Here is an 11,569-nt window from a genome sequence, read left to right on the forward strand (position 1 = left end):
TCGCGCCTGGGTAAGGAGTGGTGGTGCGTGCTGACAGCCTGCACCACCACTCCTTACCCGGAATAAGTGTATATGGCGCTAGCTTACCCAGGATCAGTGTATGTGGCATTAGCTTACCCAGGGTCAGTGTACATGACGCTAGCTTAGCCAAAATTAGGTGCACATAAAGTTAGCTATTTCACATTCAATGTATGGCTCCTCTCATAGCGCCTCTCATCAAGGTTGCGTACACTTCTTGCTAGTACAACTTGCCTTTATCGCTACTACTTGGAGGTAGATGTGGCCACACGTAACCGAGCGTCCCTTTCCGCGCTCCTACTCCTGATGACAGTCTTACTGAGCGCCTTGTTGAGCGCCTGTACCTCTGATAATAATGGAGGCAACACCAGCGCTACCAATGCCAGTCCGGGTGGTGCGCCACGCAAGGCCCCCACGCGCAAGCCCGGTCCTCTAGCCAATCAACCGCTAGAGGCGCAAGCCGCGCTTCTTGGTTCGCCCTTGTCGCCAGGGAACCAGCTGACGCTGACCTTTAACCTGGCCTTTGACGATAATGCGCTGAATGCCTTCGTCACTCAACTCTATACACCTGGCTCGGCAAGCTTCCACCAGTTTCTGACGCCCGAGCAGTTAGTCCAGCGCTTCGCGATGCCAGATGCCCAGACCAAACAGATCCAGGCCTGGCTAACGCAACAGGGCTACACCCAGATCAGCACCGATCCCTTACATAGCTCTATCAAGGCTCAGGCCACGGTCCAGACCATTCAGGCCTCTCTGGGAACCCAACTCTACGCCTTCTCTCTTCTGGATCAACAATTCTACATGCAGAACAAAGATCCGCACCTTCCCAGTTCCATTGAACCCTATATCCAGACCATTGCAGGCCTGAATAATCTCGCACTTCCCGACATCAAACCGCCACGTCAGAACACGCATATACAACAACTGGGCCAGGAGAGCAATTGCACCAAATATGGCGCGAAGCAAACTCTCACCCAGCAAAAACTCGCGTCAGCCTACCAGGTTGATCAACTATACAAGAAAGGTCTGCAAGGCCAGGGGGCCACGATTGGCATCGCCGAGTTTGGCGATCCATATGACATCAATGATGTGCAGAATTATATCGCCTGCACAGGGCAGAGCATGCCTTCAATCCAGAATATCAATGTGGGCACACCTCTTGCTCCCGGCACGGGCGAGGGCGAAGCCACAATGGATATCGAGCTGATCGCCGGGCTGGCACCCAAAGCCAGTATTCTGGTCTATCAGACGCAGTTACAGGACACCAATAACCCTATCTCGCAGGTCACCTCATTTGCACAGGGCATGCTCGATGTCTTTAATCGCGTAGCCAGTGATCATAAAGTCCAGGTGCTAAGCGTCAGCTATGGGCTGGGCGAGGAGATGTTTAGCACTAGTGATCAGATCGCGATCAATAACAGTCTGCGCAATCTCGCCGCCGAGGGCATCTCGGTCTTTATAAGTAGCGGCGATTGTGGCGCGTACAGCCTGCGTGCACGCTTTCCCCAGATCGCGGAGGTCTCCTTTCCCAGCAGCGCTCCCTACGCCATCTCTGTCGGTGGCACCTACTTACAGGTTGGTAATGATCTCCAGCGCTCCAGCGAAACCGTCTGGGGTGGCGATGATGGCACGTCCGTCTGCCAGAACTCCTGGGGGTCAGGCGGCGGCGTGAGTCAGAACTCCGCGTTTACGCGCCCGAGCTGGCAGGCTGGGGATGGCGTGACCACGTCCTATGATGGCACGACTCAGGGCGTCTTTGTACGCACCCTGCCACCTCAGACGCTTCAGGCCCCCAACGGCTTACGCCAGGTTCCTGATATCGCCGCGGCGGCATATCCCAATATCTGCATCTATTATGATAGCATCTGGGTGCGTAGCGGTGGCACCAGCGCGGCAGCTCCCATCGCCGCCGCTGGCACAGCCCTGGTCGATCAAGGGCTCCGCCAGAGTGGAAAGCGCCCACTTGGTGGCATCCCCGAGTTCTATCGCCTGGCTAACAAGGCAGGCAGCAACCAGCCCTATACCGACATTACCCAGGGCGATAACCTGTTCTATCCCGCCACCAAAGGCTGGGACTACACCACCGGCTGGGGTTCCCCCAATTTCGCGGCCATCCTGAGCATGGAGAGCTAATCGACGCAACAAAAACACGCATCTACCTATCATGGGACGGACGATATCGTCCGTCCCATGATAGGTAGATGCGTGTTTTTGTTGCGTCGTCCCATACCCACCTTCACCTACCTGCCTCTCACACAATTTATTGCGCGATCAAGCAACTGGCCTCATCCAGGAGGGCCTCGTAGAGATGCTGCACCTGTTCCGCCACGCTGTCCCAGCTAAAGCGTAACACAGAGTTGCGCGTGGCCTGTGCTATACACTCACGCAACGCAGGTTCACGCAGTAACGCATCCAGGCGCTCGGCGAAGAAACCAGGGGCGCGCGGCACCAGGAAGCCGGTCTCATCATGGCGCACCACAGTCATCAATCCGCCCGCACGCGTCGCGACCACAGGCGTACCACAGGCCAGCGACTCCACGGCGGCAAAGCCAAAGCTTTCGTGATAGGAGGGAACAACGGTGACATCGGCGGCACTATAGAACAAGGGCATCCGCCCCTGGGGCTGCGCCTCCAGGAAGTGGGTGCGCTCGGCAATTCCCAGTTGGGCTGCCAGTTCACGTAGCTTACGCACATCCTCATCCTGCTCTGAACAACCACCCACAATCACGATCTGCGCCTCTTCCTGCATCATGGCGGCGGCGCGTAACAGCACATCGGGTCCCTTAAACGGGTCCAGCCGCCCGGCAAAGAGCAGCAGTGGCTGCTGATTTGAAAAGCCCAGTTGAGCGCGTGCCTGGCGCTGATCATATGGCTGAAAGAGCTCGATATCTACGCCACAGGGAATCACACGCACACTGCGCGAGGCCGCGCCGCAGAAGCGCAGAATCTGGGAGCGTTCATCACCAGTCGCGGCGATAATTCGATCCACCTGCTGGATTAATTGCTGCTCCATCTCCAAGCGTAGAGGAGGTTCTGGCTCATCAGGATGCGCCATCTGTTTGAGGCGCGCCAACGTATGGAACATGGTCACATGGGGGACCTGCCAGAGTTCAGACAGCGCGAGTCCGGCAACGCCAGAGAGCCAGTAGTGGCTATGCACCAAGTCGTACTCACCCTGCTCTTCGGCTCGAAACTCATCTATGTTGCGCACAAAGGTAGGGAGGTACTGGTACAGCTCATTCTTATGTGTGGGAGCTTGAGGACCTGCGGGAATATGAATCACACGCACCTGGCTATCAAGGTGCACAACCTGGGGGGTAGATGGATCAGTTTTACGGGTAAAGATGTCAACCTGGATACCGCGCTGCGAGAGCGCATGAGCGAGAGCACGAATATAAACATTCATACCACCAGCATCCTTGGTACGTCCTGGAGCATCGAGCGGAGACGTGTGGACGCTGAGCATGGCAACAGAATATGACATGTTAGAGAGGCTCCTCTTTCTTCAATTGGTGCTAGTGTTGATTGCAGATGCGTGGCCAGCGTCCTTCACCAGCCAGGGCCACATAGGAGTGAGACATCAGGCACACCTTCCTTTCTTGATTTTTGACTACTTATTACTATGAACAATTGCAGGGCTGCTTCTATTTCACGTATGACGATGCTACTAAAGTACGCGTCTACATATCATGGATCATTTGGAGATGCGTACTCCCATATCATGATATGTAGACGCGTGCTTCAGCAGCATCGTGCCTCCCTAGGGCTGCTGCTCGCGAAACTGGGCTACGACCTCAAACATCTCCTCCTGGTCGAGGCCCGACCCCTGAGAGGTCTCTTCGAGGAACTCGGTCCGTCGCGTCACTTCAGTAGCAAACTGCTGGCTCGAAATTCCTATCCAGCTCGCCAGGTCGTCCAGAATCGCCTGGTCTGCATACAGGAATGTATCATCCACCTGATTCCAGAGGGAGAGCGGCAGTGGCTCAACCGCCTCCGGCTTCGCGGGATCAATATTTGGCTGAATAAAATGCGTGCTAAACCAGCGGCGACGCGGGGGATAGAGCCGCCCCACCAGGCCAATATTCACCACCAGACCCAGGCGACGCGTATCCTCTGGGCCAACCCGCAAGGTACGCTGATACATACGCATGACATCATCAATAGTATCGGCATGCACGCTGGTCGCGATATGATACCCCTTCGCGGGCAGGGTCAGATAGCGACGCGCCACGCGCCCCCACATATAAATAGGTAGGTGATCACTCACCTCGTTGCAAAGCGCATATGTGGTCTTAGGATCAATATCTGGAATATTAGTAAAGGCAAAATTTTCATACATGCCCGCCATATACGCCAGAGAAGTCCCCTCGGGCAAGAACTGGAGCAGGGCATTAAGCGTCGTTGTCTTCCCAACACCTGGCTGGGGATCGGTCGGGCCAGCAACCGTCAAGGAAGAACCATTTTCGAGCAAAAGCCAGATCAGTGCGGCGGTCTTTGCGTCAACGCTCCCCAGCGCAATAATCTGCGCCATCGAAAGTGGGCGACGAGACTCATAATGCCAGTAATAGCGTTCATAGGGATCACGCGGATCAAACATGCTATGCTTCCCTTCCAGGTGTACGTTCTCAATAGCGCCAGGCGACAAACGACACACAATATTACGTTCTCTTCACAAGCGATCAGGTCTTTTGTTCGCCAACCTCTTGCGCATGATTAGACGGCGTAGATTCCAGCGTAGCTGGCGCAGGCGGAGCAGGGGGCTTCAACCAGCCTGGCTGAGGGTTCCAACCCATCGCCACCACATGAGGAGGTTGATCTTTATCAAGCTCAATTAAGCTGACAGAGGCATTATCAATATGCAGTGAGCCAGCGCGCCGTGTCTCCAGTCCCATATAATAAGCAAGTAAGAGCTTGATCACATCGGCATGGGCCACAAAAACGGGATGAGTGCCAAGGTTGTCCTGGGCCAGCCAGCGCTCGATGGCAGCCACCACGCGTTGCTGCACATGGGGAAAGGTCTCGACGCCCTCGGGCGCGGTGGTGGGATCCTTCACATACGCCTGCCAGGCCGAGTCCTCTTTTGAAAGCTCGCTAATGACACGCCCCGCCCAGGGACCCACATCAGTATCCACCAAGTCCGACTCAATCTGAACAGGAATATCACGTCCCTGGGCAAGATAGGCCGCTGTATCTCTAGCCCTCTCCAGGGGGCTACTAATAATCGCACTAATGGGCATCACGGAGAGAGCCTCCGCCAGGCGGGCCGCCTGCTTACGACCAGTTTCATTGAGCGCCACGCCTGGCAAGAGGCCCGGCAGGCGGTGCTCCGTATTCCAGGTCGTTTGCCCATGACGAACTATGAGCAGTGTTCGTTTCATAGAATCCTGTGTACTTTCTTCCTTCATACAATGCATACGTCGCCACAGTCGCCAGCGCCAGTGGAGAAAGCAGATCTGCACCTTGAGCATAAGCCACAATACCTGAAGCACAGCACATCTCCCCTGCCTATCAATACAATCTTGCCTGTCGCCATAACGACGCACCTACCACTCAAGAGCACATATTTGTACTGTATTGTATCAGTACAAAGAGAAACGACGCAAATTATATGGGTAAAGGGCCTGGTGGCAGGCTGGCTTCGCCAACCTGCCACCAGGCCCTTTACCCATATACTTATATACTCTATGCATAGCGGCGGCGCTCCGGCAGGGCCAGTTGCACACCATTCAACGCCAGCGCCGGGCCTGAACCGTTGGACGCCTTAGTGAAGAGCGATTTGTCCAATGTAGGAATCGGCTCCTGCGTACACACATCGGCAGGTTGATTATTGGTGGCGCGACAAATGGCGGTTGTGAGGTAGTTCGCGGCCCCAATTATGCTCTTGCTGACATCCGAATTGGGATCCTTCAGGTCATTAGCGACATCCTGGTAGGAGAGATTCAACAACTGCTGTGGAGGATAAAATGATCCCGAAGAGATCGCGACCTTATCCACAAGCAGGAAGGGAATCGAGCCCTTCTCGTTAGCCCCCACATAGGGTGGAGCATCGTAGATATCCACCAGTTTGCGCTGCTCCGTTGTAGGCGTATCGAGCGCCTTGCCCGTGTTATCCTCGGTCTCGACCGGGACAAAATCAATATACTGGCTGGTATACTTCGCACCGTGGAATGAGAATGTGACGATGTTCTGCTCAGCAGAGGCTATCGTATCCAGCTTACTGAAAGTACCAAAGCGGCTCAGCGAGGCAATGATAGCCCAGCGTTGCGCTGCGCAGTAGGGACACCAGTCGGCACCGATATAGAGCACCTGCGGCCTACCATTTGGTCCCTTAGGGATATCAGCATTGGAAGGAAGAGGCTTGAAGAGGGTCTTTGCGCTTCCCGCGCCCACCTTCTTAAAGGTCTGGGGACTGATAGTGGTGAGGGCCTTCTGAATATCCACGTTCCCCTTGGTCGCGCTGCCGGTCTGTTGATTTGCGGCCCAGACAAAAATACCCACGACGATGGCGACCATCAAAACGATGCCACCAACCAGCAGCCAGGCTTCACTGAGTTTTTTCCCTCTACCTCGCCCACGGTAACGTCCATTCTGATTTGTATTGAGGCGCTGATCGCGCTGCCTGCGTGCCTGCTCGCGACGCTGAGCCGCCGAATCGCGTTGTTTCGGATTTGCCATGCGTTTTCTCTGACCCCTCTAAATACATTCGTAAATCAATTCGCGTCGTATTGTAACACACCTGCTCCGACCTGCGTATAGCTGTCTGCTTATATTTCCAGCTTTTCCACCTCCCCCCTAACCCTGAGCGCCGCAGGCGCAAGGGAAGACAAATATGGCTGACATGCACAAGGGCCATGCTACACTATCCGTGACTAGTATACTTCGCCTCGAAAGACACAAGCGCCAAACTACTTTTGGCCAAATCAGCTATGACTACCGCGAAACGCTTGACAAATCACGAGTACTAGGGTACAATCCTAGACGTCGGCATGAGAAATCACCGGCGACACAAAGCCCGCCTCGTTCGTCTAGCGGCCTAGGATGCCACCCTTTCAAGGTGGAGATCACGGGTTCGAATCCCGTACGAGGTACTATTTTGTAGAGAAGCCTGGCATCGCTTGTTTATTTCGGCGTGTCAGGCTTCTCCTTTTTTGTTTTGGTAGGAGAAAAAAGCCATGCTTAGCGTTGAAGAAGCCCTTTCCCGCATCCTGGCGGAGATTCGCCCGCTCGAAAGCGTCTCGCTTCCTCTTGACCAGGCCCTCGGTTCTGTCCTGGCTCAAGATATTGTCGCGCACGAAGATATGCCTCCTTTCGATAACTCCGCCATGGATGGCTTCGCGCTCCTCAGCCAGGATAGCAAGCCGCAGGGGGGACATCCACCACGCCTGCGCGTCATCGGTGGTGTGGCCGCTGGCTATGTTGCGCAAACACGCGTCGAGGCTGGTACAGCGATGCGCATCATGACTGGCGCTCCCGTCCCGGCTGGTGCCGACACCGTTATTCAGGTAGAATTGACTAACTCCGATGGCCCCCAGAGCAAGTGGGTTGAGATTCTGCAAGAGGTTCCACCCGGCAATAATATTCGTCCCGCAGGCGAGGACATGCGCAGCGGGCAAACGATTTTAACGCGTGGGCAGGAGATTGGCGCCTGGGAGATTGGCATTCTGGCCACGCTAGGCTACGCTCAGGTGCAAGTGGTGCGTAGACCACGTGTGGCGATCCTGGGCACGGGCGACGAGGTCGTAGATATCGACGCCGAACTGCAACCGGGCCAGATTCGCAATAGCAACAGTTACCTGCTGGAAGCCGCCGTTCGCCAGGCGGGTGGTATTCCCCAGCGCCTGGGCGTGGCCCGCGATACTACCGAGAGCCTGCGCGAGAAGTTCAGCCAGGCCGTTCATGCCGACCTGATCCTCACCTCTGGCGGCGTCTCCGTTGGCGATTTCGACCTCGTCAAAGACATCATGCATGAGCAGGGAGCCATCAACTTCTGGCGCATTAATATGAAGCCCGGCAAGCCCGTTGCCTTTGGCAAAATTTCTGGCGTCCCCCTGCTAGGCCTGCCTGGCAACCCGGTCTCCAGCGCCGTCACCTTTGAGCTCTTTGGGCGTCCGGTCATACGTAAATTGCAGGGGCATACGCGTTTACAACGCCAGCAGATAGAGGTCATCGTCGAACAGGATATCCAGGAGCGTGCCATGCGCCGCCACTATGTGCGCGCACACATCACACAACACGCAGGCAAATTTATCGCCCGCCCAACGGGGAACCAGGGTTCCAATATCATGACCTCGCTCCTGCAAGCCAACGCCCTCCTGGTCATTCCCGAGGGAGGAGCCACGGTCAAGGCAGGCGAGCATATCCAGGCTATTATGCTCTACTGGCCCGAAGATTAGGGAGGTAAGCACACAATCACGCCATATTGCTCCCCAGACCGCAAATTACTCCTTGGGCAGGCGATAGCGCAACTGGTCGCGCGAGAGGCGCAACAAGGCCGCCGCGCGCACCTGGTTGCCCTGGTAGCGCTCCAGGGCCTCTCGTACAAATATCTGCTCGATGCCCGCCAGGTAAGCACGTAGATCGAGGCCTTCGATGGGGAGATGCATCTGAGCCTGGAGTTCTCGTAGGCGTTGCTGGTCGCTCTTCTCCACGTAACGTACACTCTCGGGTAAATCCTCGGGGCGAATCTCTCCATCCTCGCAGAGGATCTGCCCGCGCTGGATAACGCTGCGTAGCTCGCGGACATTGCCCGGCCAGTGATAGCGCATCAAGAGGGCCATGGCGTCGGGATGGATGCGTAAAGGGATTTCGGAGCCATTATTGTAGCTCTGTATAAAGTAGTCAACCAGTGGCTCGATATCCTCCAGGCGCTCGCGGAGTGGGGGGAGATAAATGGTAATCACCTTCAAGCGATAGAAGAGATCATCGCGGAACGCCCTGCTCGCAACGGCGGCTTCCAAATCAACATTGGTGGCCGAGATCACACGCAGGTCGACATGCATCTCCTTGGTACTGCCCACACGCCTGAAGCTACGCGTCTCCAGAAAGCGCAGTAGTTTTGCCTGGAGCACCAGGGGCATAGACCCGACTTCATCGAGGAAGAGCGTGCCACCATCCGCGCGAAGCAGGTAGCCCTCACGTGAGGCTTTAGCATCGGTATAGGCACCCGCCTCAACGCCAAAAAGCTCCGTCTCCAACAGTGTCTCGGGAATGGCAGCACAGTTAATATCAACAAAGGGGTAGGTTGAACGACTGCTTAAGGCGTGAATGGCGTGTGCTACGACATCTTTACCCGTGCCGCTCTCGCCCTGCAAAAGCACAGTCGTGGTTGGATATTGCGCCACCTGCCGGATCATGGTCATTACCTCGCTCATAGCCGGACTCTGCCCAACCATCAAGCGCGACAGGCGTTCCTCGGCGTCAGGAGACTCAGACGCCTTACGGTTCATCGAAATAACACGTCCCTTCACAACACATACCCTTCTCAACCCAACAAACAACACACTATCCACAAAACCGATATTCAAACCCACCAGTAGCCGCGTACGCCAGTAGCGGCGGCCCGCTACTGGCGTACGCGGCTACTGCACTACCTATCTAATAAATCCCGCTTGCCAGCGTACCAGTTGTATTCAATGGCTGCGAGGGCTGTCCATTCGAGGCGATCCAGCCCTGACCCGGGACAAAGGTCGCGCCATTCCCACCATTGCCCCACTGCGACTCAGTCTCAAAAGGCAATCCCGAAGAGAAGGGTGAGCCTCCTTGCATGGGATCAGGCATCGAAGGCATTGCGGGCGACCAGGGAGAGGCGGTCGTCGCGGCATAGCCGGGAGCCATATAGCCTCCCTGCATGGGGTCAGCCGGAGCGGGCGACGCCTCGTGTGTGGGGGCAAACATTTCTTCCGCGTTATTGAGCACCGAGATCGGAGCCACGTGAATCAACCCCATCGCCATCAACTCGCCCGCCACCTGGCACAGCATGTCGGGCGTCATGGCTAGATCCTGGCATGCCGTCTGTAAGGCCGTCTTCCCATCCACGCGGGTAAGCAAGCGCCACTGCTCGGGCGTCATTTGAAACTGGGGATTCTGCGCGCGAAACGATGAAAGATCGGCGGGAATGAGCACCATATCCGGGCGCATAAACGAGGTATCCATGCGTGGCGGAGGAACAGGATTCATCACTGGCTCCGGGCGCAGAGGAGCAGCAGCCGAGCTATTCTGCAACATGCCACTGAGCGATGCTCCACCCATGGGGTTCATCTCAACACTCTGAGCAACCGGAGCAAGGGCCTCCGTCGAAGGTAGCGATGTGGGAACCGCGCTCACATCAAAGAGAGAGGCCGCGTTAATCTTGGCCGGGGCTTCTTTGACTTCCTCCGGCTTCTTTACAGGCGCCGGGCTAAGCTGTACAGGTGGAGCAGCGGGGGGAACCCGAGGAGTGGTCGCCTGCTGAGGTGTAGGAATACCAGGAGGGGTCGCCGTACGAGGTAGCGCAGTATTCCAGGACTGTGCTCTATCCGCCTCCTCCGTTGAAAGCACGGGAGTCGTCTGCACCCGTGGAAGTCCGGGAGGTGTGGCCTGCGGCGCGGGCGTCTGCTGCACTGGCAGCACAGGCGTAGGTGGAACAGGCGCAGGCGGCATCGAGGCCAGGAGTTGTGATACGGAGACAGCGATAAGCAAGCGCTCAGCCCCTGGCAGTACACCCTCATTAAAATGGACCTCACCCTCCGGCCAGAGCATCAGCACATTAAGCACATCCAGCGCGTTGCGATTTGCCCAGGAGCGCAGGGCCTCCTGGCCCAGGGCATGGCGGTCCATCAGTGTCAGAGCTATGCGCGTCTCACTTGGCTCAGCCGAACCAATGGCTTGCAGCGCCTCGCGCAGCATCTGGGATGTAATGACACCATCCTGCAGCAAACGCTCGCCCAGGGTCACATTTGTACGAACTGGACCGATACACATCAATCGTCCGTCGCGAAAATAGAGTTCAATCAAGTGTGGCCCTTGTTTGACTGTAAGCAATCCAGTTTTCGCATACGCTTCTATGCGCTGGAGAACACTAGACAGATTGAATTGACTTAACGTACCTATAAGTGACACCGTAAATTCACCGTCCGTCCAGAAAATTTACTCAAGCGCCGCGCCAAGCCGTCTCTATGACCATCCTCCCTAATGTATACATCTTCCTACCTGGCTTCACATACCGGCGTCGCGCCAGAGACTAATACACCTTTTTAAGTACCTAATTGCCCATCTCTACAGAATACGCAACAGGATAAAAAAAAGAGACCTTCCAGCCATTCTTCCTCCGCAAAATAGGACAAGAGTAAAGAAGAAAATCGCATTGCAGGTCCCTAAAAAGAAAAAGCGGAAGGAGAGGGATTCGAACCCCCGGGGCTCATCACCCAGCTGTTTTCAAGACAGCCGCAATAGACCACTCTGCCATCCTTCCGAGACATACTATACCACAACATTCTCCAAATGAAAAGAGGGCAAGCCCGAGTAGTACCATTGGACAAGGCCTACTGGTGGCGCTAGATTACGCCCGCGCTCG

At 55.9% G+C, this 11,569-nt stretch carries 8 protein-coding genes and 2 tRNA genes; 3 read left to right on the plus strand and 7 right to left on the minus strand.

Annotation, left to right across the window (positions count from 1 at the left end):
- The first annotated feature begins 279 nt into the window (after window positions 1-279).
- Window positions 280-2,151, plus strand: a complete 1,872-nt coding sequence (locus JMJ16_RS22755; protein ID WP_201385256.1) for a protease pro-enzyme activation domain-containing protein — start codon at window positions 280-282, stop codon at window positions 2,149-2,151.
- A 127-nt stretch (window positions 2,152-2,278) separates the two neighbouring features.
- Here the strand turns inward: JMJ16_RS22755 and JMJ16_RS22760 are convergent, their stop codons facing one another.
- From JMJ16_RS22760 to JMJ16_RS22775, 4 genes are all read right to left on the minus strand, one after another.
- Window positions 2,279-3,502, minus strand: coding sequence for a glycosyltransferase (locus tag JMJ16_RS22760; RefSeq protein ID WP_201385258.1), 1,224 nt, complete (start codon window positions 3,500-3,502; stop codon window positions 2,279-2,281).
- Between the two features lie 276 nt (window positions 3,503-3,778).
- Complete coding sequence (locus JMJ16_RS22765) at window positions 3,779-4,615, minus strand: hypothetical protein (protein ID WP_201385260.1); 837 nt, start codon at window positions 4,613-4,615, stop codon at window positions 3,779-3,781.
- 82 nt (window positions 4,616-4,697) lie between these two features.
- Window positions 4,698-5,507, minus strand: coding sequence for a histidine phosphatase family protein (locus tag JMJ16_RS22770; protein ID WP_201385261.1), 810 nt, complete (start codon window positions 5,505-5,507; stop codon window positions 4,698-4,700).
- A 193-nt stretch (window positions 5,508-5,700) separates the two neighbouring features.
- Window positions 5,701-6,693: a DUF929 family protein gene (locus JMJ16_RS22775; protein ID WP_201385263.1), complete on the minus strand. Its 993-nt coding sequence runs from the start codon at window positions 6,691-6,693 to the stop codon at window positions 5,701-5,703.
- A 339-nt stretch (window positions 6,694-7,032) separates the two neighbouring features.
- Here JMJ16_RS22775 and JMJ16_RS22780 point away from each other — a divergent pair.
- Together JMJ16_RS22780 and glp are read left to right on the plus strand one after the other, a co-directional pair.
- Window positions 7,033-7,106, plus strand: a tRNA-Glu gene (locus tag JMJ16_RS22780).
- Between the two features lie 84 nt (window positions 7,107-7,190).
- Window positions 7,191-8,411, plus strand: a complete 1,221-nt coding sequence (gene glp, locus JMJ16_RS22785) for a gephyrin-like molybdotransferase Glp (RefSeq protein ID WP_201385265.1) — start codon at window positions 7,191-7,193, stop codon at window positions 8,409-8,411.
- Between the two features lie 45 nt (window positions 8,412-8,456).
- On the opposite strand, the gene JMJ16_RS22790 is transcribed toward glp, so the two are convergent.
- The 3 genes from JMJ16_RS22790 to JMJ16_RS22800 form a co-directional block, all read right to left on the minus strand.
- Window positions 8,457-9,464 (minus strand): sigma-54-dependent Fis family transcriptional regulator, encoded by a 1,008-nt coding sequence (locus JMJ16_RS22790; RefSeq protein ID WP_201385268.1) that lies wholly within the window; start codon window positions 9,462-9,464, stop codon window positions 8,457-8,459.
- A gap of 148 nt (window positions 9,465-9,612) precedes the next feature.
- Entirely contained in the window at window positions 9,613-11,115 is a 1,503-nt protein-coding gene (locus JMJ16_RS22795) for a DUF4388 domain-containing protein (RefSeq protein ID WP_201385269.1), read from the minus strand.
- A 268-nt stretch (window positions 11,116-11,383) separates the two neighbouring features.
- A tRNA-Ser gene (locus tag JMJ16_RS22800) sits at window positions 11,384-11,467 on the minus strand.
- Window positions 11,468-11,569 lie beyond the last annotated feature (102 nt).

The sequence above is a fragment of the Ktedonobacter sp. SOSP1-52 genome (genome assembly GCF_016587395.1).